General features: G+C 71.2%; 22 protein-coding genes and 1 pseudogene. 12 read left to right on the forward strand and 11 right to left on the reverse strand.

Annotated features, from left to right (window positions below; genetic code table 11):
• Positions 1–36: 36 nt before the first annotated feature.
• The gene (locus OVA15_RS07315) at positions 37–1,116 is read left to right on the forward strand and encodes a lipid II:glycine glycyltransferase FemX (protein ID WP_268144079.1); all 1,080 of its coding nucleotides are present in this window, start codon (positions 37–39) and stop codon (positions 1,114–1,116) included.
• On the opposite strand, the gene OVA15_RS07320 is transcribed toward OVA15_RS07315, so the two are convergent.
• On the reverse strand, positions 1,040–3,046 hold the full coding sequence (locus tag OVA15_RS07320) for a hypothetical protein (protein ID WP_268144081.1): 2,007 nt from the start codon (positions 3,044–3,046) through the stop codon (positions 1,040–1,042). The two genes, OVA15_RS07315 and OVA15_RS07320, sit on opposite strands and share 77 nt — an antisense overlap.
• A gap of 202 nt (positions 3,047–3,248) precedes the next feature.
• A pseudogene (gene glpX / locus OVA15_RS07325) lies at positions 3,249–4,243 on the reverse strand (class II fructose-bisphosphatase).
• A gap of 377 nt (positions 4,244–4,620) precedes the next feature.
• On the opposite strand from glpX, the gene OVA15_RS07330 reads away from it, so the two are divergent.
• From OVA15_RS07330 to OVA15_RS07350, 5 genes are all read left to right on the forward strand, one after another.
• Complete coding sequence (locus OVA15_RS07330) at positions 4,621–5,604, forward strand: hypothetical protein (RefSeq protein WP_268144083.1); 984 nt, start codon at positions 4,621–4,623, stop codon at positions 5,602–5,604.
• Between the two features lie 79 nt (positions 5,605–5,683).
• On the forward strand, positions 5,684–6,442 hold the full coding sequence (locus OVA15_RS07335) for a DUF4245 domain-containing protein (protein WP_206390344.1): 759 nt from the start codon (positions 5,684–5,686) through the stop codon (positions 6,440–6,442).
• A 53-nt stretch (positions 6,443–6,495) separates the two neighbouring features.
• A complete protein-coding gene (locus OVA15_RS07340; RefSeq protein ID WP_235444516.1) occupies positions 6,496–7,284 on the forward strand; it encodes a carbonic anhydrase in 789 nt (262 codons plus the stop codon).
• 57 nt (positions 7,285–7,341) lie between these two features.
• Positions 7,342–8,754, forward strand: a complete 1,413-nt coding sequence (locus OVA15_RS07345; protein ID WP_006213409.1) for a class II fumarate hydratase — start codon at positions 7,342–7,344, stop codon at positions 8,752–8,754.
• 205 nt (positions 8,755–8,959) lie between these two features.
• The gene (locus tag OVA15_RS07350) at positions 8,960–10,705 is read left to right on the forward strand and encodes a pyruvate dehydrogenase (protein WP_268144087.1); all 1,746 of its coding nucleotides are present in this window, start codon (positions 8,960–8,962) and stop codon (positions 10,703–10,705) included.
• A gap of 62 nt (positions 10,706–10,767) precedes the next feature.
• Here the strand turns inward: OVA15_RS07350 and OVA15_RS07355 are convergent, their stop codons facing one another.
• Positions 10,768–11,286, reverse strand: a complete 519-nt coding sequence (locus tag OVA15_RS07355; RefSeq protein ID WP_268144089.1) for an NUDIX hydrolase — start codon at positions 11,284–11,286, stop codon at positions 10,768–10,770.
• A 133-nt stretch (positions 11,287–11,419) separates the two neighbouring features.
• A complete protein-coding gene (locus OVA15_RS07360) occupies positions 11,420–11,932 on the reverse strand; it encodes a prepilin peptidase (protein ID WP_268144091.1) in 513 nt (170 codons plus the stop codon).
• A gap of 94 nt (positions 11,933–12,026) precedes the next feature.
• Here OVA15_RS07360 and OVA15_RS07365 point away from each other — a divergent pair, with 94 nt between their 5' ends.
• Entirely contained in the window at positions 12,027–12,788 is a 762-nt protein-coding gene (locus OVA15_RS07365) for a hypothetical protein (protein WP_268144093.1), read from the forward strand.
• A 96-nt stretch (positions 12,789–12,884) separates the two neighbouring features.
• Positions 12,885–14,165, forward strand: coding sequence for a glycosyltransferase 87 family protein (locus tag OVA15_RS07370; RefSeq protein WP_268144095.1), 1,281 nt, complete (start codon positions 12,885–12,887; stop codon positions 14,163–14,165).
• Between the two features lie 39 nt (positions 14,166–14,204).
• Here the strand turns inward: OVA15_RS07370 and OVA15_RS07375 are convergent, their stop codons facing one another.
• Both OVA15_RS07375 and OVA15_RS07380 read right to left on the reverse strand, forming a co-directional pair.
• Positions 14,205–15,602, reverse strand: coding sequence for a PhoH family protein (locus OVA15_RS07375; protein ID WP_268144096.1), 1,398 nt, complete (start codon positions 15,600–15,602; stop codon positions 14,205–14,207).
• 195 nt (positions 15,603–15,797) lie between these two features.
• Positions 15,798–16,559 (reverse strand): isoprenyl transferase, encoded by a 762-nt coding sequence (locus OVA15_RS07380; protein ID WP_053447783.1) that lies wholly within the window; start codon positions 16,557–16,559, stop codon positions 15,798–15,800.
• Between the two features lie 266 nt (positions 16,560–16,825).
• Between OVA15_RS07380 and trhA the strand changes: the two genes are divergently transcribed.
• Complete coding sequence (gene trhA / locus OVA15_RS07385) at positions 16,826–17,623, forward strand: PAQR family membrane homeostasis protein TrhA (RefSeq protein ID WP_206390348.1); 798 nt, start codon at positions 16,826–16,828, stop codon at positions 17,621–17,623.
• Between the two features lie 32 nt (positions 17,624–17,655).
• Here trhA and OVA15_RS07390 read toward each other — a convergent pair whose 3' ends face one another.
• Together OVA15_RS07390 and mca are read right to left on the reverse strand one after the other, a co-directional pair.
• A complete protein-coding gene (locus tag OVA15_RS07390) occupies positions 17,656–18,024 on the reverse strand; it encodes a hypothetical protein (protein ID WP_053447785.1) in 369 nt (122 codons plus the stop codon).
• Between the two features lie 55 nt (positions 18,025–18,079).
• Positions 18,080–19,003, reverse strand: coding sequence for a mycothiol conjugate amidase Mca (gene mca / locus OVA15_RS07395; protein ID WP_268145650.1), 924 nt, complete (start codon positions 19,001–19,003; stop codon positions 18,080–18,082).
• 197 nt (positions 19,004–19,200) lie between these two features.
• Here mca and OVA15_RS07400 point away from each other — a divergent pair, with 197 nt between their 5' ends.
• Both OVA15_RS07400 and greA read left to right on the forward strand, forming a co-directional pair.
• Entirely contained in the window at positions 19,201–19,632 is a 432-nt protein-coding gene (locus OVA15_RS07400; RefSeq protein WP_053447786.1) for a DUF4307 domain-containing protein, read from the forward strand.
• 231 nt (positions 19,633–19,863) lie between these two features.
• Positions 19,864–20,370 carry a transcription elongation factor GreA gene (greA, locus tag OVA15_RS07405; protein WP_006213422.1) on the forward strand — a complete coding sequence of 169 codons (507 nt, stop codon included), beginning with the start codon at positions 19,864–19,866 and terminating at the stop codon, positions 20,368–20,370.
• A 95-nt stretch (positions 20,371–20,465) separates the two neighbouring features.
• Here the strand turns inward: greA and ilvA are convergent, their stop codons facing one another.
• Positions 20,466–21,713 carry a threonine ammonia-lyase gene (gene ilvA, locus OVA15_RS07410; RefSeq protein ID WP_268144101.1) on the reverse strand — a complete coding sequence of 416 codons (1,248 nt, stop codon included), beginning with the start codon at positions 21,711–21,713 and terminating at the stop codon, positions 20,466–20,468.
• 193 nt (positions 21,714–21,906) lie between these two features.
• Complete coding sequence (locus OVA15_RS07415) at positions 21,907–23,526, reverse strand: AI-2E family transporter (RefSeq protein WP_235444517.1); 1,620 nt, start codon at positions 23,524–23,526, stop codon at positions 21,907–21,909.
• Between the two features lie 123 nt (positions 23,527–23,649).
• On the opposite strand from OVA15_RS07415, the gene OVA15_RS07420 reads away from it, so the two are divergent.
• The gene (locus OVA15_RS07420) at positions 23,650–24,252 is read left to right on the forward strand and encodes a nitroreductase family protein (RefSeq protein WP_268144104.1); all 603 of its coding nucleotides are present in this window, start codon (positions 23,650–23,652) and stop codon (positions 24,250–24,252) included.
• Between the two features lie 100 nt (positions 24,253–24,352).
• Here OVA15_RS07420 and OVA15_RS07425 read toward each other — a convergent pair whose 3' ends face one another.
• Positions 24,353–25,189 (reverse strand): Bax inhibitor-1/YccA family protein, encoded by an 837-nt coding sequence (locus OVA15_RS07425; protein WP_006213426.1) that lies wholly within the window; start codon positions 25,187–25,189, stop codon positions 24,353–24,355.
• Positions 25,190–25,322 lie beyond the last annotated feature (133 nt).

A 25,322-nucleotide genomic window follows, 5' to 3' on the forward strand; every position in this document is an offset into this window, starting at 1 on the left:
GACCGGGCCCGTGGTCTCGGCCGGTACAGTGGCGGCGTGACGAATATTCTGCAGACCCAGCCGTGGGCGGACTTCCAGCGCGCCCTGGGCCACACCGTGCTCCAGGAATCCGGACAGGGATGGTCCTGGCAGGCCACCGTCGAGGGCGGACGCACCGGGCGCTACCTCTACGCGCCGTACGGGCCGATCGCCGACTCCGTCGAGTCGTTCGAGGCCGCCATGGCATCCCTGCGCCAGGCGGCGCAGGAGCATGGCTGCTGGTTCGTGCGGGTCGAGCCGGCCTTCGCCGTCATCCAGACCGGTGCCGAGTCCAAGGACCGAGCCATGCGCCGGCGCGGCTTCCGCCCCTCCCCCAGACACCTGCAGCCGGGGCACACGCAGCTGATCGACCTCACACAGGACGAGGACGCGATCCTCAGGGACATGAAGTCCACCAACCGCAACCTGCACCGCAACATCCACAAGAAGGGCGTGACGTTCACCGCCCACACGGAGCCCGAGACGGTCTCCGTGCTGCTGCGGTTCCTGGAGCAGACCGCCGAGCGCAAGGGCTTCAACCGCCAGCACGACGACTACCTGCGGACCGCCGCCGAGGTCCTCATGCCGCAGGGAGCTGCGGTGCTCTACATCGCTCGCCTGGAGGGCGAGCCGATCGGGGCCTCCCTGGTCTACGACTCCGACGACACCCGCACCTACGCGCACGCCTCCATGGATGTGGAGCACCGGAAGCTCTCCGCTGGCATCCCCCTGGTCGTGCGGATGATCCTGGATGCGAAGGAGAAGGGGCTGAGCACCTTCGATCTGTTCGGCACCGCCCCCGACGACGCCGGCCCCGAGCACGAGTGGCACGGCTTCACCCGGTTCAAGAAGGCCTTCGGCGGCAGCCCCGTCGAGTACCCCGGAACCTGGGACCTGCCGGTCTCCAAGGGCGGCTACGCGACGTACACGACCGCCCGCGCCCTGCGCGAGGGCCTCGGCGCCGCCCGCACCGACGGCCGCGCCGCCCTGAGCACGCTGCGCGAGGAGGGGCCCTCGTCCCTCAAGCGCGCACCCGCCGCGGCCGCCCAGCGCGCCACGTCGATCCGCGAGCGGCTGCGGGGGCGCCTCGGCCGCTGAGCCGGCGGCACGGCACAGGACAGAGGCCCGAGCGCTGCTGCGCTCGCGGCCTCTGTCCATGTTCTGCTCGGCCGGGGCCGTCAGCGCCCCATGGCGTCGCGGATGGCTCCGCCGGCCTCGCGGCGCAGGCGCTTGCCGATCGGCTCGCGCTTGGGCTTCTGCTGGACCTCGAGGTCTTCGGCCTTCTGCGCGACCCGCTCCGCGCGACGCTGCTCGGCCTTGAACTCGCGCTCGCGCCGGGCGGCCTGGACGTCCACGTCGACGGGGCGCACCGGGGCCTCCTCGACGGCCGCGGCGGTGGCCGCCTCGGCCGGCTGCTCGTGGGCCTGCCGCGCGTCCTGCGACGGCTGGGTCGCGGGCTCGGAGGCCGCGTCCTCGGCGGGGCCTGTCTCGGCCTCCTGCGGGCTGCGGTCGTCGCGGTCGCAGGCTCGGCAGCCGCAGCACCGGTGCTCGCCGCCACGCTGGTCGCTGCCGGGCTGCCGGGCTGCTTCCCGTCCGGGGTGCCCGCCCTCTCGGACTGGGCCTCGGCCTCCTGGCGCTTGCGGGCCTTGGCCTGCTTGCGCTCGGCCTTGCCCCCGGCCTTGGGGCTGCGGCTGCCAGTGCTGCGATCCCGATCAGCGGCACGGACAGCGCCGCTGTGATCGGCCGCCCCTGCCTCCGCGCCTGCGGAGTCGGGGGTCGACCCGCCGATGGTCGTGACCGCCGGGGTCTGATCGGTGACCTCGACACCCAGGTCGGAGCTGATCTGCCGGCGGACGTCGCGGCGGCGCTCCGCGGCGGCTCGGTCGGCCGCGGCATCGGCGTCCATGGCCACGGTCCGCTCCGGCTCGGGCGACACCGGGGCCTGCGGCTCGGCCTCGACCTGCTCGGGCTTCTGGGACCGGGGCGAGCGGAACAGCCCGCGACGGCGCTTGCCGGGCTTGTCGGCCTTCTTCCCGGGCTCCTCCGCTGCGGCCCCACGCTGGATCTCATCAGCGGCGGCCATGGTCTCCGCGCCCAGCGGCTTGCGCCACGGGCCCAGGATCGTGCGCTGCACATCGGCGAGCTCGCGCACCACGGTGGGGACGTCGGGATCGGCGGCATCGCCGCCGTCCAGGCGCTGGACGCCCCGCTTCTGCAGCTCGACGGCGCCGGTGAGCAGCAGAGCGTCGTCGATGCCCATCTCGCGGGCGGCGCGCGTGAAGCCGACCCGGTAGAGCATGGCCTGCCCGACCGTGTGCACGAACCAGAGGTAGCCCAGGGCGGTGGGCTCCTGCCCCTCGCGCTCCTGGGTGGCCACGAGCAGCAGCGAGTCCTGGCCGAGCTCGCGCAGCAGGCGGCCGATCTGCTCCGTGCGCAGCCCTGCCGCCCGCAGATCCCCGGAGCGGGTCGTGATCTCCCGCACCGCGACGTCCGAGACCCTCAGCCCGGAGCGGCAGCGGTCCAGGGTGGCCTGGGACAGCCTCGAGGACAGGTCGGATTCGCTGTGGCCCAGGTTCACGCGCAGGCGCCGGGGTCCGGCTTCCGTTTCGGGCGTCTCGCCGGTGCGCTGCCAGCCGTGCTCGCGCACCGCTGCCACCAGCTCGGGGCTGCTGGGGGCGTCGAGCTCGACGCCGAACAGGGCGGCATCCCACTGCTCGGCGGCGTGCTCGGCCAGCGCATCCAGCAGGACGGGGATGGTGCTGGCCCGGTTGGAGTGCACGTTGAGGCACTCGGCCACCAGCAGCGCCTTGCCGTCGCGGCCCACGTTCTCGCGGCGGATCTGCAGCTGCCCGTAGCCGACCATCCGATCGTTCTCATCGCGGACCACCACCCGATCCAGCTTCAGACCGGGCTCCGCCGCCGCCTGGGACTCGCCGATCCCCCACAGCTGCAGGGGATGGCCTCCGGTCACGCGGACGGTGGCGTCCCAGGTCTTCTGGTTCTGGGAGGAGGTGACGGACAGAGCCACGATGGGGGGACTCCTTAGCGGCATGGGCGATGGGCGTGCCCTCAGGGCGCTGCAGCGCCGCTGCTGGTGGGCGGTGCCTGAAGCGCTCGTGTGACACGGCACGCCAGGGGCTGAGATCGAGCACATTCTAAGGCCACGGGGCCCGGACCCAGCGGTCCGGGCCCCGTGGTGTCGAGCCTCACGAGGCCCCGAGCGGAAGGTCTCAGCGGGAGTACTTGGACCACTTCTCGGCCACGTGCTCGGCCTCGACCACGCGGACCGTGCCGGAGCGCGAGCGCATGACGATGGACTGGGTGGAGATGCGGTCGCCGCGGTAGCGCACACCGCGCAGCAGGTCGCCGTCGGTGATGCCGGTGGCCGCGAAGAAGCAGTTGTCCGTGGTCACCAGGTCATCGGTGGTCAGGACGCGGTCCAGGTCGTGGCCGGCGTCGATCGCGCGCTGGCGCTCGTCGTCGTCGATGGGGGCCAGGCGGCCCTGGATGACGCCGCCGGTGGCCTTGATCGCGCAGGCGGTCACGATGCCCTCCGGGGTCCCGCCGGTGCCCATCATGACGTCCACGCCGGTGCCGGCGCGGCAGGCGGCGATCGCGCCTGCGACGTCGCCGTCGAGGATCATGCGCGCGTTCGGGCGCCGGTGGCCCGGATCTCATCGACCAGGCCCTCGTGGCGCGGGCGATCCAGGACGCAGACGGTCAGCTGGTTGACGGGCACGCCCTTGGCGCGGGCGACCAGGTGAAGGTTCTGCTTGACCGGCAGGCGCAGATCCACGAAGTCGGCGGCCTCCGGGCCCACCACGAGCTTCTCCATGTAGAACACCGCGGAGGGGTCGAACATGGCGCCGCCGTCGGCGACGGCGATCACGGACAGGGCGTTGTTCATGCCCAGGGCGGTCAGACGGGTGCCGTCGATCGGGTCCACGGCGATGTCGCTGGCGGGGCCGGTGCCCTCGCCGACCTGCTCGCCGTTGAAGAGCATGGGGGCCTCGTCCTTCTCCCCCTCGCCGATCACGACGGTGCCGTTGAAGTCGACGGTGGACAGGAACGAGCGCATGGCATCGACAGCCGCGCCGTCCGCGCTGTTCTTGTCACCGGCGCCGACCCAGTGGCCTGCGGCGATCGCCGCCGCCTCGGTCACGCGGACCAGCTCGAGCGCCAGGTTGCGGTCGGGGGCGGACTGGGTGGTGGTCTGATCTGCCACTGGGGTTCCTCACCGTCGAGTACTCGTAGGACGTCGTCGTCATCGATATACGTCTCCCAGAGTAGCCGCGAAACGGGCTGGAAGGAGGGCGGGCACGTCTTCGGTGCAGGCCCGCGACCGTCCGCGCCCCTGATGCTCACCTGCGGCGGCCCGGGCGAGGAAGGGCCGTGCCGTCGCAGGCCGCCATGACATATTCGCGGTGCCTGCAGCCCGACGGGCAGATCAGCGTGCCGTTCGGCACAGCGTGCCGTCCGAGGGCAGGGTTGCGCGCAGGCCTCGCGGCAGGATCCGATCGCTGTGGACCACCGGACCAGGGCGAGACCGAGCCCCCGCCGGGCGACGAGGCGGACGCGACCGGTGGCGATGCCGAACCTGGCATGCCCGGGTGGGGCGCTCCCATCGAGGACGCGCCTCATGACGCACCGCCGACTGCTCCCCCTGCGCCGGACACCGCCGTCAAGGGCGTCGGGGCCGGGGGGCCTGCACCGGATCGCTCGCAGCACGACCCGCGCAGTCAGGCCGGACTGGATGCCTGGACGCAGATCAGCGGAGGTCGCCGGGGGCTGAGCTGGTGGGGCCAGGCCGAGGACCTGCGCCGACGGCTGCCCGAGGAGCCTCGTCCCGGACGGCGGCAGCAGGTCCGGCAGCGGCGAGCCCATGCTCTGCTGGGAGAGGAGAAGCAGGGTGAGCTCTGGTTCCTGACGCTCTTCGTCCGTCTGGCCGCGCTGGCCGCCATGAATGCCATGGTCATGGGCGAGATCGGCACAGGAATCCTCACGGGCCTCGGAGTCGGGCAGGAGCTCGAGGTCCAGCCGCGCGGCACCTTCAAGCCCAGTGGAGGATGGGTCAAGGCGGGCTCCGTGAAGCGCCGAGCCCGCAAGCCCGCCACCGCGCGCGTGGGAGACGTGGCCGTCGACTCGACGTCGCCGTCGGCCGGGAGCTCCACGAATGCAGCGGGGACGAGCACGGCGACGAAGTCCGCGGACGAGGACTCGGCCGAGGTTGCGACCCTGGCCAGGAGGGCGGCCGACCGGCAGGCGCACCTGCCCGCCCCCGTCCGCGCCTCCGTGCTGCGGCGGGCGCAGCGGACCGATCACTACTACGGCAGCGCCTGGCGCACCGGCGGTCGCGAGCCGGGGAGCCTGCCGCGGTACGTCTCGCAGATCCTGCGGATGAACGAGTGCGAGGCCGTCGTGATCTCCGCCTCGCGGATCGGCGAGGATCCCCAGTGGCCCAGCGCCCAGTACACCTACGACCTGCGCACCGAGGTCCCGGACCGCGGCCCGGCGCTGGGCCGCGGCGGACGTCAGGCTCCGGGGGCCGGCTCGAGCGACATCGCCGCGGGCCGGTTGGGGCGATGAGCACGCCGGGGCGGGCGAACCGGCCCCGGCGCCCGGGGGCGGTTCGCCCGGCGCCGCGCGGGCGGGGCACAATGGGGGCGTGACGGAGATCGATGACAGCAGCAGGACCGGCTCGAGCGCAGCCCCCGCCCCCACCGACCCCGCGCCCCGACGGACCCCCGAGGGGCGGCCCGTGCAGACAGCAGGCCCGGAGCCCGAGGCGCAGGAGGCTCAGCCGCAGCAGGCCGGCCAGGACCGCGGCAGCGGCGCCGACCAGGAGCCGCCGGTCGTCCCCCAGCTGACGCAGAAGCAGGCCAAGCGCGTCAATGCCCCGGCACGGGCCATGGTGCTGTCCATGGTGGTGCTCATCGCGCTCGTGCTGGTCTTCTTCTTCCTGCAGCCGCGCCCCGATGCCCAGACCTACCGCCCGGACGTCGACGTGCAGCGCGAGGCCGGCTACGCGGCCGACGTCGCGGACTTCGATCCCCTCGTCCCCGACCTCGGCGAGGGCTGGAGCCCCAACTACGCCCGCTGGGAGGGCCAGCAGTCCGACGGCGTGGACTCCTGGGACGCCGGCTGGGTGACCCCGCGCGGCGGCTTCATCGGGCTGATCCAGACCGATCAGGCCAACCCCACCTGGACCCTCGAGCAGATCGACTCGCTGCCGCAGGCGGACACCGTTGAGGCCGGAGGCATCGAGTGGGAGGTGCACTTCGGCGAGGACGATGACGACGAGCAGCGCACCGCCTGGATCGGCGAGGTCGAGGGCACCACGGTGATCCTGCAGGGCACCGCCCCCGACTCCGAGTTCGACCACGCCGCCCAGGCCGTCGCGGACGCCGCCGACGACAGCGCCTGAGCCGCACCCCTTCCCTTACACCCGCCTATTTCCATCCAACCCAGGAGGATCCCATGACCGCCGCAACGCGCACGGACGCGCAGACCGCCCCCGAGCAGCCGTCAACCGCACCTGCCGTCGAGGAGACCCCCGAGGCCGCCTCCCCGTCGGCCGAGCAGCCGACGACGACGGCGACCGCGCCTGCTGCCGCCGCAGCGCAGCTGACCCCTCGCCAGGCCTTGGAGAAGCTGCAGGCCGGCAACCTCCGGTTCGTGGAGGGCACCTCGGAGCACCCGAACCAGAACGCCTCTCGGCGCGAGTCCCTGACGCAGTCGCAGAACCCGTTCGCCACGATCTTCGGCTGCTCGGACTCCCGCCTGGCCGCAGAGATCATCTTCGACCTGGGCCTGGGGGACACCTTCGTGGTCCGCACCGCCGGGCAGGTCATCGACGACGCCGTGATCGGAACTCTCGAGTACTCGGTCGAGGTGCTCAACGTCCCGCTGATCGTGATCCTCGGCCACGACAGCTGCGGAGCCGTCACGGCCACGCGCGAGTCGGTGCGCAGCGGCGAGATGCCGCGCGGCTTCCAGCGCTCCCTCGTCGAGCGCATCATGCCGGCCGTCCTCGACAGCCAGCGCGCGGGCCGGGACTCGGTCGACGAGATCGTGGAGGCCAACGTCGAGATGGTGGCCCACCGCATCCTCGATCAGTCCCGCTCGATCGCCTCCGCCGTGTCCACGGGCCGGGTCGCGATCGTGGGCATGTGCTACAGCCTGCAGCACGGCCGCGCCAAGCTCACCTTCGGCCACGGCTCGTGGCTGGACGTCCCCGAGCACGGCGGCGTCGAGCACCAGGGCTGATCTGCGGCCGGGCCGCTCCGCCCTGCGAGCGGCCCGGCGGGACTCTAGACTGGCCCCATGACTGAGAACACGTCCGAATACCGCATCGAGCACGACACCATGGGCGAGGTCCGCGTACCCGCGGACGCCCTCTACAGCGCTCAGACCCAGCGCGCCGTCCAGAACTTCCCGATCTCGGGCAAGACCCTGGAGCGCCAGCACATCCGGGCGCTGGCCCAGGTCAAGAAGGCCGCCGCCAAGGCCAACCAGGAGCTCGGCGTCCTGGACGCCCAGCGCGCCGAGGCGATCCGCAGCGCCGCGGATCGCGTGGCCGCTGGCGAGTTCGACGACCAGTTCCCGATCGACGTCTTCCAGACCGGCTCCGGCACCTCGTCCAACATGAACACCAACGAGGTCCTCTCCAAGCTGGCCTCGGACGAGCTGGCCTCCGCGGACGTCACCGTGCACCCGAACGACCACGTCAACGCCTCGCAGTCCTCGAACGACGTCTTCCCCACCTCCGTGCACGTGGCCGTGACCTCCGCGCTGAGCAACGAGCTGATCCCGGCCATGGAGACGCTGGCCGCGTCGCTGGAGAAGAAGGCCGAGGAGTTCTCGGGCATCGTGAAATCCGGACGCACCCACCTCATGGACGCCACCCCGGTGACCCTGGGCCAGGAGTTCGGCGGCTACGCTGCGCAGGTGCGCTTCGGCATCGAGCGCGTCCAGTCCTCGCTGCCGCGTGTGGCCGAGGTCCCGCTCGGCGGCACCGCTGTGGGCACCGGCATCAACACCCCGGACGGCTTCTCGGCGCGCGTGATCGAGCTGCTCGGCGAGGAGACGGGCCTGCCGATCACCGAGGCGCGCAACCACTTCGAGGCGCAGGCCAACCGTGACGGCCTGGTCGAGGCCTCCGGGCAGCTGCGCAACATCGCGTACTCCTACATGAAGATCAACAACGACCTGCGCTGGATGGGCTCCGGTCCCAACACCGGTCTGGGCGAGATCGCCATCCCGGACCTGCAGCCGGGCTCGTCGATCATGCCGGGCAAGGTCAACCCCGTGATCTGCGAGGCCGCGATCCAGGTCAGTGCCCAGGTCATCGGCAACGACACCACCGTGTCGCTGTCCTCCACCAACGGCGCGTTCGAGCTCAACGTGGGCATCCCCGTGATGGCCGCCAACCTGCTCGAGTCGATCCGCCTGCTGGCCAACACCTCCACGGTCATGGCGGAGAAGATGATCGACGGCCTCACCGCCAACGAGGACCGCTGCCGCTTCCTGGCCGAGGCCTCCCCCTCGATCGTGACCCCGCTGAACAAGGCGATCGGCTACGAGTCCGCCGCCAAGATCGCCAAGTACGCGGTGGCCAACAAGGTCACGGTCCGCGAGGCGACCGTCGAGCTCGGCTACGTGGACGGCGAGAAGCTCACCGAGGACCAGCTCGATGCCGCCCTGGACGTCACCACCATGATCGGGCAGTACAAGTGATCATCCCGCTGAGCTGACCCGCGCAGCTCCCCGGCCGCCCCTGCCGCGCTCACGCGAGGCAGGGGCGGCCGTCGTTGTCCGCTGACAGCGTGATGTCAGCCGCCTCACGATCGTCCCGTCGTCGATCGCATGCGTGCTTACGATGGTGTCATTCCAGACTCTGCGCGGGCCGCCCCCTGAAGCGACCGCGCCCGAAGGAGACGATATGAAGCTCGCAGACCAGATCGTGGCCCAGCTCCAGCAGGCCGGCGTCCGCCGGATCTACGGGATCGTGGGCGACAGCCTGAACCCCGTGGTCGATGCCGTGCGCCGCACCGGAGGTGCCGCCCAGGGCGGGATCGACTGGATCCACGTCCGCCATGAGGAGGGCGCGGCCATGGCCGCGGCCGCCGACGCCCAGCTCACCGGTGAGCTGGCCGTGTGCGCTGGTTCCTGCGGCCCCGGCAACCTGCACCTGATCAATGGGCTGTACGACGCCCAGCGCACCGGGGCGCCCGTGCTGGCCATCGCCTCGCACATCCCCTCGGCGCAGATCGGGCAGTCCTTCTTCCAGGAGACCCACCCGGACCGCCTGTTCAACGAGTGCTCCGTGTACTCGGAGATGATCTCCACGACCGACCAGTCCCCGCGCGTGGTGCGATCGGCGATCCAGAAGGCCACGACCCTGCACGGCGTGTCCGTCGTGACCCTGCCCGGCGATGTCGCCGATCTCGAGGCGACCGCCGAGACCCCGCAGTGGAAGCCGGTCATGGGCGCCAGCGTGGTCCCGGACACCGACTGCCTGGTCGAGCTGGCCGGGGTCCTGAACAAGGCCGACAACGTCGCCCTGTTCGTCGGCGACGGCGTCCGCGACGCCCACGACGCCGTGATCGAGCTCGCCGATGTGCTGAGCGCTCCGATCGGGCACTCGCTGCGCGGCAAGGACGCGATCCAGTTCGACAACCCGTTCGACGTCGGCATGACCGGCCTGCTCGGCTACGGCGCGGCCGCGGAGGGCATGAAGGATGCCGATGTCATGGTCATGCTCGGCACCGACTTCCCCTACGACCAGTTCCTGCCGGACACCCTGACCATCCAGGTCGACCGCGACGCCTCCGTGCTGGGGCGCCGCACCCAGGTCGACTACCCCGTCCACGGCGACACCCTGGCCACCGTGCAGGGGCTGCTTCCGCTGCTCAAGCGCAAGCGCAGCCGGTCCTTCCTCAAGAAGACCCTCAAGCGCCACGACCGGATCATGAACCATGCCGTGGGCGCCTACACCCGCAACGTCAAGAGGCTCTCCCCGATCCATCCGGAGTACGTGGCCAGCGTGCTGGACGAGGTCGCCGCGCAGGACGCGGTGTTCACCGCCGACACCGGCATGACCAATGTGTGGCAGGCCCGTTACATCCGCCCGCTGGGAACCCGCCGGATCATCGGCTCCTTCAAGCACGGCACCATGGCCAACGCCCTGCCGCATGCGATCGGCGCCCAGTTCGCCTACCCGGACCGGCAGGTCATCTCCATGTCCGGCGACGGCGGCCTGTCCATGCTGCTGGGCGAGCTCGTCACGGCGGCCACCTACCGGCTGCCGCTGACGGTCGTGCTCTTCAACAACTCGACGCTCGGCATGGTCAAGCTCGAGCAGCTCGTGGACGGGCTGCCCGACTTCGGCGTGGACGTCCCGGACACGGACTACTCCCAGGTCGCAGCCGCCATGGGCTTCCAGTCCCGGCGCGTGATCAAGTCCAAGGAGGTCGAGCCCGCCCTGCGCGAGGCGCTGGCGCACCAGGGCCCCTCGCTCGTGGAGGTCATCACCGACCCGAATGCCCTGTCCATGCCGCCGCAGATCTCCTCGGACCAGGTCTTCGGCTTCGCGACCGCGATCAGCAAGGTCGTGATGAACGGAGGAGCCGGCGAGGCCGTCTCGATGGCGCGCTCCAACCTGCGCAACATCAACGCGCTGCGCTGATCCGACCGGCAGACCGCGAGCCGTCCCCGTCCTCTTCGGAGGCGGGGGCGGCTCTTCTGCTCTCAGCTCCGAGGCGGCTCGTGGGCGCCCGTGGGGTCCTGGGAGGGACCGGGCTCCGTGGAGAACCGCGTGGTGCCGTCGAAGTCCATGGCGCAGCGGATGCGTCGCAGCAGGTCCTCGCGCATGGGCGGCAGGTCGTCCAGGTCGAACCAGTCGATCTCCGTGGACTCGTCGTCGTTCACGCGCGCGGTGCCGCTGATGTAGCGGCAGCGGAAGGTGTGGTCCAGGAACCGGCATCGGTCCCCGTTCGGGAAGACGACCTCTCCCCCGGCCTTCACACCGGCCAGGCCCTCGACTTCGCAGACCACGCCGGCTTCCTCGAGGCACTCGCGCACGGCAGCGGCCGCGGGCTCCTCGCCAGGATCCACGATGCCGGTGATCGGCGCCCAGTTCCCGTTGTCCGCACGCCGCCCCAGCAGGATCCGGCCCTCGTGCAGGACCACGGCGGTCGCTCCGGGAAGCCAGAGCAGATCATGACCGATCTTCTCGCGCAGGGACAGGATGTACTCGGGAGTGGGCACGGACTACTCCTTCGATCAGTGGCGGGCCGCCCGACGACGGCCCGCGCAGCGGCAGCACCTCAGCGTCCCACAGCAGCCCGGGCGCCGACCGAGAGGCAGCGCCTCGGCCGCGCTGTACGCTCGGGCCGCGCTTTCAGACCACGACGAGCGCGGCGGCAGCACCCGCGATCATGGCCGGTCCGAACGGTATGCGCGTCTGCAGGTCGCCGCGATCGCGCACCACGACCACCAGAGCGGCCAGCCCGCCGAGCACGAAGGCAGCCGCGGTGGCCCACAGCAGCAGCCACAGCGAGTCGAAGCCCAGCACGGTGCCGATCAGCCCGGCCAGACGGACGTCGCCGGCGCCCAGAGCCCCGCTCGAGCCGCGGCGCAGCAGCCAGTACAGCCCCCACAGCGCAGCCGCCCCGATCACCATGGCGAGGATCCGCGCGGGCTGCCCGGCCAGCAGCCCGGCTCCTGCCAGCCCCGCCGCGGCGGCAATCCACGCCGGGCGCACGATGTCCCCGGGCAGACGGTGCTCGCGCAGGTCCACCACCACGAGCCAGGTGCCCACCACGGCGAGTCCGGTGAGCACGAGCAGCAGCAGAGCCGCAGCAGCCCACTGCGCGGCCCCGCCGTCCAGAACTCCACCCAGGATCGCCCCCATGGACTTGAAGCTAGCCGAGGCGGCAGCTGCGAGGGAGGCCGTGCGAGCAGCTGTGGACAGCAGTGACCACGCTGCGACGACCTACGATGGCTGCATGACCCCGTCTGCGAGCGGTCGTCCCTGCGCCGCCCCCGCCACCGATCCGTCCGAGTTCGCCGCCCTGTGCCGGTCCTCCCCCTGGCGCTGGGGCACGGTGCGCTTCACCCTGAGCTGGCTGGGCCCCGAGACCGCCCCCGTGCGCTGCTGGATCCGCCGCCCGGAGGATCTGCGCGTGGAGGCACTGGACGGCACCGCGCTGTACACCTCCACGGATCTCGTGGGCTCGCGCGACGACTTCTACGTCTCCGCTCGCCCCGAGTCCTGGCTCGTGCCTCCTGGACTGCTCAGCCCCATCTACACCCGCTCGGGGCTGGTCGAGCGCCGTCCGGAGGCGGCCTACGGGGACCCGGTCTTCGGCGGCGGCCGGTGGCAGGCCGTCCTCGATCCGGTCGAGCTGGCAGGGCCCGCCCCGCAGCCGCTCTACCTCGCGGAGCGGGCCCCAGCGGCCCTCACCGAGATCCGCAGCGCCGTCGATGACGACGGCCGCCCGGTGCGCCGGGCCGTCGTCCGCCCGCTCGTGGGCTATCGTCCTGTGGAGCCCGGGCATCCGCTGGCTCCCGCACCCACCGCCGTGAGCATCGACGAGCAGACCGGGATCTGCACCGCGTCGGAGGTGCTCGAGGGCCCCGAGGCCGGCTCCGGTCACCGGCTGCGGATCGAGGCGGTCGACGACTACCTCAACGACGACCTGTTCACCCCCGTGTCCTTCCGGCTCACCGACGTCTCCCAGCACCTGCCGTGGAGGCTGCGGGGCTGAACAACTTCCGAGTCGCCCGCACGCCTGCCCGAGACCAGAGCTGCAGGCCCGGAAGCTCCACCGCACGATCCGCTCCCCACCGAAGGCGCCGCGCCCATGCCCTCTGCCGTCCTCGCCGACGAGTCCTCCCCGTCGGCCCCGTCCGTGCTCCAGCGCCTGCTGATGTGGGCGGGGCTGCTGATCTTCACCGCCGTGTTCATCCTGGTGGTCCACAGCCAACGTGAGGCCCCCGGGCTGGACATGCAGGTCTACTGGCGCGCGGCCCAGATCCTGCACGGCCAGAACCCGACGACTGACTACCTCTATGCCCCGAGCCTCGTGGAGGCCGGGAAGATCGAGCTGCCGTTCACCTACCCGCCCGCTGCCGCGATCCTCTTCCATCCGCTGGGGGCCATGTCCCTGGAATCGGCGTGGTCCGTGCTCAAGGCGGTCAATGCGGGGCTGATCGGGGTGTTCGTCGGAGTCGTGCTGCGCCTGGCCCCGATCTCGCGCGGCTGGTTCCTGCTGCGCCCGGTCCCCACGCTGCTGGCCTATGCGACGGCGCTGGGTCTGGCCTGGCACCTCTACCCCGTCTGGTTCACGTTCATCTTCGGGCAGATCAATGTCCTCCTGGCCGTGCTGATCCTCGCGGATCTCGGCCGTCGACGCAGCGGAGGCGCCGGCTCGGGCGTGCTCACCGGTCTGGCCGCCGGCCTGAAGATCACCCCGGCGGCCATGGGCCTGGTCCCGCTCGTGCTGGGCCGGTGGCGAACGATCATCGGCATGGTCCTCGGCGTGCTGATCACGGTCCTGGGCGCGGCCGTGGTCCTGCCCCGCGAGGTGCTCGACTACTTCACGCACCAGCTGTTCTCGACGGATCGTGTGGGCGACGCCGGACGGATCTCCAATCAGTCGCTCAACGGCATGCTGCATCTGTGGGGTCTGCCGGATGCCCTGGTCACCCCCCTGTGGCTGCTGCTCTCGGTCGCCGTGATCGTGCTCGGAGGGCTCGGCATCCGCCGCGCGGCGCGAGCCGGCGACCCGTTCTCCGCCGTCGTGCTGGGCGCCCTCGTGATGCTGCTGATCTCCCCCATCTCCTGGGAGCACCACTGGGTGTGGGTGCTGCCGCTGCTGTTCGCCCTGGTCCCGGACCGCCCGCGCAGCGCACCGCCTGCCGAATGGGCAGCGGCCGCGGTGCTGGCGCTGATGATCCTGGTGGCCTTCAGCGACAATCCGTCGGTCATGGCCGCCGAGTACCTGGGCGACCGCGGGGCCGACGTGGTCTTCAACGGTCCCCCTGCGCTCGAGCGGCTCGGAACCGTCCCCCTGCTCGTCTCCATCGCCGCTGGAGCATGGGTCGCGCTGCGGCCCCGGCAGGCATCGGCCGAGGACGCCTGAGCCCCGGCACGAGCTCCGGCCGGGGCCGAGGCGGTCGGCTCAGACCTCGGTGCGCTCGAGCACCTCGGTGACCAGCGCCGCGATCGGCGAGCGCTCGGAGCGGGTCAGGGTCACGTGCCCGAACAGCGAGTGGCCCTTCAGCGCCTGCACGACCGCCGCGATCCCGTCGTGACGGCCCACGCGCAGGTTGTCGCGCTGGGCCACGTCGTGGGTGAGCACGACCTTCGAGTTCTGCCCGATGCGAGACAGCACCGTCAGCAGCACGTTCTTCTCCAGGGACTGCGCCTCGTCCACGATGACCCAGGCGTCATGCAGGGAGCGGCCGCGGATATGGGTCAGGGGGAGCACCTCGAGCAGCCCGCGCGCGCTGATCTCGGCCATCGCATTCTCGGAGACCACCGCGCCCAGGGTGTCGTAGACCGCCTGGCCCCACGGGCTCATCTTCTCCTCCTCCGAACCGGGCAGATAGCCCAGCTCCTGGCCGCCCACCGCGTGCAGCGGGCGGAACACGATGATCCGGCGGTGCTCCTGTCGCTCCAGGACCGCCTCGAGCCCGGCGCACAGCGCGAGCGCCGACTTGCCCGTGCCGGCGCGCCCGCCGAGGGAGACGATGCCGACCTGCGGATCCAGCAGCAGATCGATCGCCATGCGCTGCTCGGCGGAGCGGCCGCTGAGCCCGAAGACCTCGCGGTCCCCGCGCACCACCCGGGTGCCGCCGTCGGGGCGCACCCGGGCCAGGGCGCTGCCGCGGTGCGAGTGCAAGATCAGTCCGGCGCCCGAGGGCAGCCCTTCCGAGCCGGGGACGCGGACGTCCTCGTCGGCGTAGAGGCGGCTCACGAGCTCGTCGTCGACGTCGAGCTCGACCATGCCCGACCACTCGTGCTCGTCGTCGCCGATCCACTCGGCGCGGTACTCCTCGGCGTCCAGGCCCAGCGCAGAGGCCTTCACGCGCATGGGCAGGTCCTTGGAGATCACGCAGGCATCGTGGCCCTCATCGGCCAGGTTCCGGGCCACGGCCAGGATGCGCGAGTCGTTGTCGCGCAGCCGGAAGCTCAGCGGCAGCACGGTCTCGCTGATGTGGTTCAGCTCGATGCGCAGCCGACCGCCGTGATCGCCGAGCGGGATCGGGCGATCCAGCCCGCCATGGTCCACGCGCAGCCGGTCCAGCAGCCGCAGGGCCTTGCGCGCGAAGTACCCGAGCTCAGGGTCGTGGCGCTTGGCCTCCAGCTCCATGACCACGACGACCGGCAGCACCACGTCGTGCTCCGCGAAGCGCAGCACGGCACGGGGATCCGAGAGCAGGACCGAGGTGTCCACCACGTAGCAGCGCACTCCCGCGCGCGGGGGCTCGGCGCTCGGCTCAGGCCGCGGCGGTTCCTGCTCCGACGCTTGCACGGGGCCCTGCTGACCAGTGGGGTGGGTGGTGGTGCTCGTCATCGCCGCATCCTCCTGCCGTCGGGGCGCCCGGATGGCTCATCCTCCGGTCCGCCTGGCTCCAACGTGGCACAGCGGCGCAGTGCCCGGACTCCGCTGGCATGAACGCAGCATGAATTGCACGTGTGTGATTCACCGGAGAGGGACATGGTGCTCCCGCGATCGTCGGGCGCGGACCGGCCGCGTCGGCCGCGCCGATCAGCCGCCGAAGCGGCGATGGCGGTTCGCGTAGTCGCGCAGCGCGCGCAGGAAGTCCACATAGCGGAAGTCCGGCCACAGGGCCTCGCAGAAGTGGTACTCCGAGTAGGCGGACTGCCACATCAGGAAGCCGGAGAGCCGCTGCTCCCCCGAGGTGCGGATCAACAGGTCCGGATCCGGCTGCCCGCGCGTGTAGAGGTGCTCGGAGATGTCATCGACGCTCAGGCGCTGGACGAGCTCGGCCACGTCCTCGCCGCGCTCGAGCGCCCCCGCGAAGATCTCCCGCACGGCGTCGACGATCTCCTGGCGCCCGCCGTAGCCCACCGCGATGTTCAGGTGAGGGCCTTCGTTCCCCACGGTCGCGCGCTCCAGCTCGCGGATGGAGCCGCGGAGGTCGTCGGGGAGCATCTCGAGAGCGCCGACCGCCTGGACCTGGCACAGGCTGCGGGTCTGCAGCGAGCTCATCAGCTCGGCGATGATCTCCAGCAGCGGTCCGAGCTCCTCGGCCGGGCGCTTGAGATTCTCGGTGGACAGGACGTACAGCGTGACGTGCGGAATATCCAGATCCCGACACCAGCCCAGGAACTCGATGATCTTCTCGGCCCCGGCACGATGCCCGTCTGCGGTCGAGCCTCCGGACTGCTCCGCCCAGCGCCGATTGCCGTCCACGAGCACCCCCACGTGCCCGGGCAGCTGCTCGGGCGGCAGCCCTGCCTCGAGCCGCTGCTCGTACAGGCGGTACAGCGGGCGGGTCTTGGACACGCAGTCCCTCCATCTGGCGGTTCGGCTGCGGGCCTTGCGGCCCGGCACCCCTGTCCGGCCCCGCACGGTCTCTCATGGACCGGTGACGCCGCTGCCCCAAAGATAGCGCGGGCGCTGCTGGAGCAGCGGCGCATCCACCGCGCCGCCCATCCCGTCCTCTCTCGGCTGACGATGCACCCAGCTCGATCGCAGGCCGTCGGCCTAGCATGGACAGGATCCGCATCGCACCGCTGCGCAGATCCTCACTGACGTCCCCGGGAGGCTCCATGTCACCGCACACCGCCGAGGCGCCGCAGGGACGCCGTGTGCACAATCACCGCGACGAGATCCGGGCCTCGGGCGGGCGCAGGCGCCGTCGGCTCGAGCTGCCCACCGTGACCCGCTCCGTGGCCGCGTCCCGTCTGCTCTCGCGGCTGGGCTTCTCGGAGCGGCATCCCCCGGTCGAGCGCAAGCCGCTGATGCGCGGCTGGATCCATGCAGCGTTCACCCCGGTCGTGTTCGTGCTGGGCCTGATCGCGGTGCTGCTGGCGCCGAGCCTGGAGCTGCGGTTCGCCTGCGCGATCTTCGGCGTGACCGGGCTGCTGCTGTTCGGGGTCTCCGGCATCTACCACCGCAGCTACTGGTCCCCCCGGGTCACGGGCTTCCTGCGCCGGTTCGACCACTGCAACATCGCCCTGCTGATCGCGGGGACCTACACGCCGCTGGCGATCGCCCTGCTCGAGGATCCGCGGGCGCTGCTGATCATCATCTGGTCCTGCGCCGCGGGCCTGATCGCCTTCCGCCTGGTGTGGATGGGCGCCCCGCGCTGGCTCTACACGCCGCTGTACATCGTCATGGGCTGCATCGCGGTGGCCTACCTCCCGGTGTTCTGGCCCGTGAGCTCAGCGGCCACCGTGCTGCTGTCCGTGGGTGGGATCGCCTACATCGCCGGCGCGGTGGTCTACGCGCTGAAGCGCCCGGCGATCGCGCCGCTGCACTTCGGCTTCCACGAGGTCTTCCACTCGTGCACCGTGATCGGCTTCGTGTGCCACTGGAGCGCGATCGTCGTCGCGATGTCCGCCTGAGCGGCACTGGCACGACTGCTGCGCGGGCGGCTTCAGGGCCGCTCGCCCGGAGCGTCCCTCTCGGCGCGCGCATCGTCCTGCTCGCGGGCACCCGGAGGTCCGCCGCGGGAGGTGTCCGTGGAAGCGGCTGATCCGGCGGGCTCGTCCTCCTGCGCCGCCTCCGGGGACTGGAGCGCAGCCCCCGACTCGGCCTCCTCGCGGGCGCGCGCGTAATCGGCGCGGTAGCGGAGGCGGCGCTGGCGGCGCACCATGTCGACGATCAGCAGCACGACGACGGCGACCATCACGAAGGTGATCAGGAAGCCGAGCAGCCCGGGGCTGACCTGCTCGGCCTCCAGGCCGGGGCGCAGCTCACCCGGGTCGGTGGCATCGTTGTAGTTCTGCAGCGGCAGGCTGAGCATGGAAGCGGTGATCTCGTCTCTTCGAAGGTTCTGGGGCTCCGCGGGCGCGGGTCCCTCAGATCTGCCAGGAGGGGGCGTCCTCGGGGTCCGGGTGGACCTCGTCCACGATCCCGGTGAACACGCAGGTCTCCGGCAGCTCGGCGTCCACGCGGGTGTCGGCGAGCACGTAGTCCTCCCACGGCCAGGCCGCGGCCTGGTCCTGTGGGGACATGGCGAAGAACCACGACTCCGGGGCCACCTGGGTCGCATGCGCCCGCAGGGCCTCGTCGCGCACCGGGAAGCAGTCGGCGCAGTGGATCTTGGTCGTGGTGACGTGCTCGTTCGGCGCGGAGTCGTTGCCCTCCGTGTCCCGGGCCTCGAGCCGACGCGCGATGCGCTCGGCGAACGGGGACTCCAGGCCCTTGGCGGTCAGGGCCGCGTGCAGCGCCTGGAGGCGATCCAGGTCGAAGGCGCGGTCGTAGTAGAGCTTCAGCGGCTGCCAGGCCTCGCCCAGCTCCGGCAGGTGCTCGGGTTCCCCTGCCTTCTCCCACGCGCGCATGGCGACGTTGTGGGTCTGGATGTGATCCGGGTGCGGATAGCCGCCGTTCTCGTCGTAGGTGAGGATCACGTGCGGGCGGAACTCGCGGACCAGCTGGATCAGCGGGGCGGCGGCCCGGTCCACCGGCTGCAGCGCGAAGCACGCCGGCGGCAGCGGCGGCAGCGGATCGCCCTCGGGCAGCCCGGAGTCCGTGTAGCCGAGCGAGCGGTGGCGGATGTCCAGCGCCTTGGCCGCCCGGTCCATCTCCTGGCGGCGGTAGCCCGCGAGGTCGCGCCGGGCGTGGGGCACGGACTCCATGGCGGAGTTGAGGATCGAGCCGGACTCGCCGCCGGTGCAGGTCACGACCATCACGTCGACGCCCAGACGGCGGTAGTGCGCCATCGTGGCGGCGCCCTTCGACGATTCGTCGTCGGGATGGGCGTGGACGGCCAGCAGACGCATGTCGGAGTACGAGGGCAAGGTCCTGAGATCCTTTCCGATGAGGGGCGCTGAGCACGAAGCATCCGTGCTCAGCAGGCGGCGCGCTTCCGGCTCCGGCCGACAGCACGCACACCCCGCGATCCTACGCGCCTCGGCTGGGCCTTCCCTCGGTGCCCGGACCGACCGGGGCGTCCGAGGCCGGCACTAGACTGGAAGGCATGCCGCACACGAGAGAGCCCGCAGCCGCGAGCGAGACGTCGGTGCTGCAGCAGCGCTATGACCTCCGTCCCCGCCGCCGGCTGAGCGCTCGTGCTCGCTGGGGTCTGATCGGGGCCGCGCTGCTGGTGGCCACCCTGTTCGTCGTGTGGATCGTGCAGGGCCGGTCCGCAGCGCCGAGCTCCAAGGACGTGGGCTTCGACCTCATCTCCTCGGCCCAGGTGACCGCCGACTTCGAGGTCACCCGCGATCCCGATCAGGCGGTGCGCTGCGGCGTCGAGGCGCTGAACGAGGACTGGGCCGTCGTCGGCTACGAGGAGATCACGCTGCCCGCGGACTCCCAGGCCGAGCGCACGACCGCCCACCGCCTGGCCATCCGCACCACCAATCCGGCCAACACCGCCCGGGTCGACAGCTGCTGGAACCTGGGCTGAGCCCCGGCCGCGCGCACTCGGCCTGACACGGGCGCCGTGGATCGGTGTGCCGAAGATCGCACCCCTTTCCGATAAGATGATCCTCCTGCCTGTTCTGCCGCGCCCGCATCCCAGCGATGCGCAGCGCAGCCCCCTCAGGCAGCGGCACCGCCCGAGCAGACCGCAGAGGCCCCGCGCCCCGGCGTCGGGTGCCGTGCCGGCAAGACCACCGCAGACAGAGAGAAGAGCACCGTGTCCGAGACCCCCGAGACCGAGGGCGCCTGGCTCACCCAGGAGGCCTACGACCGCCTCAAGAAGGAGCTCGACCACATCTCCGGGCCGTACCGTCAGGAGATCGTCGACCGCATCGAGGCGGCTCGCGATGAGGGCGACCTCAAGGAGAACGGCGGCTACCACGCCGCCCGCGAGGAGCAGTCCAAGAACGAGGGCCGCATCCAGCAGCTGACCAATCTCCTGGAGAACGCGACGGTAGGCGAGTTCGCCGAGGACAACGGCGTCGTCGAAGCCGGCATGATCGTCACGGCGAAGATCGCCGGCAACGAGATGACCTTCCTGCTGGGCTCCCGCGAGGTCGCCGAGGACCTCGTCGGGGACTCCGACCTGGAGGTCTACTCCCTGCGCTCCCCGCTGGGCGCGGCCATCGCAGGCCACAAGGCCGGCGACAAGGTGAGCTACGAGGCCCCCAACGGCAAGTCCATCGAAGTCGAGATCCTCGAGGCCAAGCCCTTCCGCGGCTGAAGCCCCGCACACGGCGAAGGCGCCGTCTCCCGTTCGGGAGACGGCGCCTTCCTCATGCCGACCCGCAGCGGGTGCGGGCTGCGGGAGCGCTCGGCTCAGTGCACGACGACGGGCTCGTAGCCCTCTGCCTCCAGGGCGGCGATCACGGCACGCGAATGCTCGTGGCCCTTGGTCTCCATGTCGATCGTGATGGAGACATCGCCCATGGACAGCGAGCCGCCGATGCGGGTGTGGTCCACGCCGGTCACATTGGCGTCCAGGCTCGAGATGATCCCGGAGATGCGGGTCAGCTCGCCGGGGCGGTCCACGAGCATCATCTTCAGGGTCTGATAGCGCCCAGCCGCCGCCAGACCGCGCTGGATCACCTTGAGCATGAGCATGGGATCGATGTTGCCGCCGGAAAGCACCACAGCCGTGGTGCCGAGGTCTCCGTGGCCCTCCTGGAGGCGTCCGTCGAGCAGCGCGGCCACGCCGACCACACCGGCCGGCTCGACCACGAGCTTGTTGCGCTCGAGCAGGAAGATCAGCGCCTCGGCCAGGCGGTCCTCCGAGACCGTCACGATGTCGTCGACGAGGTCGCGGATGATCTCGAAGGGCAGCTCTCCGGGCTTGCCCACGGCGATGCCGTCGGCGATGGTCGAGACCCTGTCCAGGGAGACGATCGCGTCCCCGGCCAGCGAGGGCGGGTAGGCGGCGGCGTTCTCGGCCTGCACGCCGATCAGCCGCACCGGGCGCCCGCCGTTGGCGGCTCTGGCCTTCAGGGCGACAGCCAGACCCGCAAGGAGCCCACCTCCGCCCACACCCGTGAGCACGGTGTCCACTTCCGGGACCTGCTCGAGGATCTCGAGGCCCAGCGTTCCCTGACCGGCCACGATCTCCGCGTTGTCGAAGGGGTGGATGAAGACCATGCCGGACTCCTCCGCCACCCGCTTGGCCTCGCTCAGCGCCTCGTCCACGGTCGAGCCGAAGAGCACGACCTCAGCGCCGTGATCCTGGGTCGCGGCGATCTTGGGGAGCGCGGCCACGCGCGGCATGTAGATCCTGGCCCGGATCCCGAGCTGGCTGGCGGCCAGCGCCACGCCCTGGGCATGATTGCCTGCCGAGGCCGCGATGACCCCGCGGGCCTTCTCCTGATCGGACAGCCCGGCCATCCGCACGTAGGCCCCACGGGCCTTGAAGGAGCCGGCGCGCTGCAGGTTCTCGGCCTTGAGCCAGACCTCGGAGCCCAGCTCCCGCGAAAGCGCCCGGGAATGCGCCACAGGAGTCCGCTCGATGACGCCGTCGAGCAGCCGCGCGGCGCGCTCGATGTCCTCGAGCTGGACGGGTAGCTCGGACAGCGACATGGGGTCCTCCTGAACCTGGGTGCTGCGGCACCCGATGGACGTGCTCGACCCCGGTGCGGGCCGCCATCCATCCTAGGACGCGACGATGGGCCGCCCCGACACCGTCTGCGGTGCCGCTGCGACCCATCGACGAGCTCCCGACGAGGCGCGTCGTCCTCAGCGGAGGCGACTGCGCTGCGACGGCCCCGGCCGATCAGACCCGGTGGGAGCCTCCGCGGCCGTCCGCCTCGGAATCAAGACCATCCTCGGAGCCGCCCTGATCGGGCGGAGTCGGATCGGCGTCGTCGACGCCCGCGACCACCCGGTCGCCGGGAGTGGGCTGGCCGACGTCGTCTCCCAGGCCCTGCGGCATGCGCGCCACCTGCGCCTCCTCGAGCTCGCCCGCCTCCTGCGTGGGTCGGGGCTGCGGGACGTCGGTCTCCTTGGCGGCGCCGTGGTGCTCCTTCTGCCGGGCGTGACGACGGCGCTCGGCCTCGGACACCCGGTCGGCGGCCTCGAGGGCGCGATCGCGCTCGCGCTGCGTGACGTCCTTCTCGGCCTCCTTGTTGCGGGACTTGGCCTCCTCATTGCGGCGGGTGCGGCTGAAGCGGCGGAACTGCTGGAGCACCTCCTCGCGGGTGAGCTCCTTGGCCTTGGCCTTTCGGCGTATCTCCCACGGATACAGATAGGGCTGCCAGGCGATGTCCGGGTCGTGCTCCCATCCCCTGCTGGAGAGATAGCGGATCACGGAGTTGACCATGGCCAGCAGCGGCACCGCGAACAGCGCGCCCAGGATGCCCGCGACCACGGATCCCGAGGCCACGGCCAGGAAGACCGCCAGCGGGTGCAGGGAGACCGCCTGGCCCATGATCAGCGGCTGCAGGACGTTGCCCTCGAGCTGCTGCACGATGATGACGACGGCCAGCATGCCCAGGGCTGCCATCGGCCCGTTGGCCACGAGCGCCACGAGCACGCCGATCGCACCGGTGACCACAGCGCCCACGAGCGGGATCCACGAGCCGATGAACACCAGGATCGCCAGCGGCACCGCCAGCGGAACGCCCAGGATGAACGCTCCCAGGCCGATGCCCACGGCGTCGATGAACGCCACGAAGCCCTGCACCCGCACGTACTGCCCCAGCGAGATCCAGGCCTTGCGGCCCGAGCCGTTCACCGCGGCCTGAGCCGGCTTGGGGAACAGCTTCACGATGAACAGCCAGATCCGCTCTCCATCGGAGAGGAAGAAGATCAGGGTGAAGATCATGATGAAGAAGCCGGTCACGAAGTTGCCGGCCGTCGAGCCGAACGACACGGCCCCGGAGAGGATCGACCCGGAGTTGTCCTGCAGCCAGCCCATGCCCTGCTCCACCAGGTCGTTGAGCCGGTCCGTGGACACATCGATCGGGAGGTCCTCGATCAGCCCGATCAGGGCGTTCACACCGGCCATGGCCGAGTCGCTGAGCTTGCTGAAGCCGGAGATGATCTGCTGCCCCGCAAGGGCCAGCAGGCCGAAGACGACCAGGATCAGGATCACGATCGAGCTCAGAGAGGCCAGGATGCCCGGGAACCGCAGGCGGCGCAGCGCCTGGGACAGCGGGGCGATCAGACTCGCCACCAGGGCGGCCAGCAGCACCGGGATCAGCACGGTGGTCACCGACCCGAGCAGGCGCCCCAGCACGTAGATTCCGGCGATGATGACGATGATGCGCCAGGACCAGGCTGCGGCCACCCGCACGCCTGCCGGAACGCTCTGGCCGTCGCTCACGCCCTTCCTGGGCATCTGGATATCTGGCTCGCGCTCATGATCGGGCGAGGATCCGGTGGTTGATGTCATGGGCTTCATCATGGCACCTCCGGGGGACAGCACCGGGGCAGGACAGGCAGTGGCCTTCACCTCGTCATCCCCGATTCTCCGACGCACAGGGGCGCAATGTCCCGAAGGTGGGATGATGGCTCCATGGTCGCCCCGTTCCTGAGAATCCTGTCCCAGCGTCGACGCGCCATCACTCTGCTCCCAGAGGCCCCCACGCGCGCCGAGCTGGAGCAGATCGTCCGGGCGGCCGCGGGTCGACCTGCGCCCGACGACACCGCTCCCTGGCGCCTGATCGCCACCACTCGCACGCAGGCCCCGCAGCTGGCCGCCGCGCTCTCCGGGCTGCGCTCCCTGCCGGACGTCGGCGATGGCAGCGCACCGCTGAAGGGCAAGCAGCTGCGCCGTCTGGCGGCCTTCCGCGGCTCGCTGGCCTTCGCCATGCGAGGCGGCATGGCGCTGGCCCTCGTCTTCCGTCCCGCCGAGGACGCTCAGCTGTCCCGCAAGCGCCAGCGCATGGAGGCACTGGCCGCGCACACCGTTCTGGAGGCTGCGCTGTGCGGCGTCGGCTGGGGCGTGCAGTGGGCACCGCGCGAGTCGCCCGACCAGGAGGTCCTGCACGACTTCTACGGCCTGCAGGAGCGCGAAGAGATCCTGGGCTGGCTGTTCATCGGCAGGGTCCCGGCCGCTGAGGCGCGGGAGGCCGCTGCGGGGCCCAAGCCGCAGACCCCGCTCGAATTCCTGGACTGACCCGAGCGACGAGAAGGGCCCGGCCCCCCACCGGCGAAGGATCGCTTGGTGGGGGCCGGGCCCTGAGCTGCGCAGGATGTCTCCCGCGGCGCGAGCTGTCTCAGTCGTTGCTGTTGAACAGCGCCAGGATGCGCAGGATCTCGACGTAGAGCCAGATCAGCGTGACCGTCAGGCCGAAGGCCGCAGACCAGGCGTACTTTGCCGGCACACGGCCGATGCCGTTGCGGATGTTCTCGTAGTCGAGCACGAGCGAGTACGACGCCAGCAGGATGGCGATCGCACCGATGAGCAGGCCCAGCGGCAGGTCGGTGCCCGGGATGCTGACGTCCGAGCGCATGTTGAAGCCGGCGAAGACCGACAGGCCCAGGTTGACCAGGCCGAACACGAGGTAGCCGAGCATGGCGACCAGCACGATCTTGGTCAGCACGGGGCTGGAGCGCAGGATGCCCAGCTGGTTGAGCACCAGCACGACGGCGGCCACGCCCAGGGTGCCGATGACGGCCTGGAGCACGATGCCCTGGTAGGCGCTGGCCTCCATGATCATGGACAGCCCGCCCAGGAAGGCTCCCTGAGCCGCGGCGTAGGCCATGATCAGCACGGGCGAGGGCTCGCGCTTGAAGGCGTTGACCAGGCCGAGCACCAGGCCGATGATCGCGCCGGGGATGGCCAGGGCCGGCACGTACCAGCCCACGACCGCCATGACGATCACGGTGCCCAGGGTCATGGCGGTGCGCATGACGACGTCGGTCATGGTCATGCGGCCGGTCTGCGCAGGGCCTGCCGTGGGCTGGTCGTACATGCCCTGCAGCTTGTCCGCGCTGGCCGTCTGACCGGCCCCGCCGGCGTAGTCGTAGATCCGGCCGTTCTGCTCGTACTGGCCCTGCTGGGGCCGGGCGCCCTTCTGGGCGCCGAAGTCGCGGAGCATGGGATTGCTCATGCAATCGTCCTTTCCTGTGCCCGCATATGTCCTGTGGGGCAGTCGAGGGCGGTAGTGGGGCTTACCCCAGGCTAGCAGTCGCGACTGAGGCCCCGCTGGGCCGTCACCTGTGGGCGAACGGTCCGGCGGGGCC

The sequence above is a fragment of the Kocuria sp. SL71 genome (genome assembly GCF_026672465.1).
Classification (GTDB): Bacteria; Actinomycetota; Actinomycetes; order Actinomycetales; family Micrococcaceae; genus Kocuria; species Kocuria palustris.

Bases quoted from the DNA above. Each gene is read 5' to 3' on its own strand.
- OVA15_RS07330 (WP_268144083.1), top strand. From the start codon at position 4,621: ATGCCCGGGTGGGGCGCTCCCATCGAGGACGCGCCTCATGACGCACCG.
- OVA15_RS07340 (WP_235444516.1), top strand. From the start codon at position 6,496: ATGACCGCCGCAACGCGCACGGACGCGCAGACCGCCCCCGAGCAGCCG.
- OVA15_RS07345 (WP_006213409.1), top strand. From the start codon at position 7,342: ATGACTGAGAACACGTCCGAATACCGCATCGAGCACGACACCATGGGC.
- OVA15_RS07350 (WP_268144087.1), top strand. From the start codon at position 8,960: ATGAAGCTCGCAGACCAGATCGTGGCCCAGCTCCAGCAGGCCGGCGTC.
- OVA15_RS07360 (WP_268144091.1), bottom strand. From the start codon at position 11,932: ATGGGGGCGATCCTGGGTGGAGTTCTGGACGGCGGGGCCGCGCAGTGG.
- OVA15_RS07365 (WP_268144093.1), top strand. From the start codon at position 12,027: ATGACCCCGTCTGCGAGCGGTCGTCCCTGCGCCGCCCCCGCCACCGAT.
- OVA15_RS07370 (WP_268144095.1), top strand. From the start codon at position 12,885: ATGCCCTCTGCCGTCCTCGCCGACGAGTCCTCCCCGTCGGCCCCGTCC.
- OVA15_RS07375 (WP_268144096.1), bottom strand. From the start codon at position 15,602: ATGACGAGCACCACCACCCACCCCACTGGTCAGCAGGGCCCCGTGCAA.
- trhA (WP_206390348.1), top strand. From the start codon at position 16,826: ATGTCACCGCACACCGCCGAGGCGCCGCAGGGACGCCGTGTGCACAAT.
- OVA15_RS07390 (WP_053447785.1), bottom strand. From the start codon at position 18,024: ATGCTCAGCCTGCCGCTGCAGAACTACAACGATGCCACCGACCCGGGT.
- mca (WP_268145650.1), bottom strand. From the start codon at position 19,003: ATGCGTCTGCTGGCCGTCCACGCCCATCCCGACGACGAATCGTCGAAG.
- OVA15_RS07400 (WP_053447786.1), top strand. From the start codon at position 19,201: ATGCCGCACACGAGAGAGCCCGCAGCCGCGAGCGAGACGTCGGTGCTG.
- ilvA (WP_268144101.1), bottom strand. From the start codon at position 21,713: ATGTCGCTGTCCGAGCTACCCGTCCAGCTCGAGGACATCGAGCGCGCC.
- OVA15_RS07415 (WP_235444517.1), bottom strand. From the start codon at position 23,526: ATGACATCAACCACCGGATCCTCGCCCGATCATGAGCGCGAGCCAGAT.
- OVA15_RS07420 (WP_268144104.1), top strand. From the start codon at position 23,650: ATGGTCGCCCCGTTCCTGAGAATCCTGTCCCAGCGTCGACGCGCCATC.
- OVA15_RS07425 (WP_006213426.1), bottom strand. From the start codon at position 25,189: ATGAGCAATCCCATGCTCCGCGACTTCGGCGCCCAGAAGGGCGCCCGG.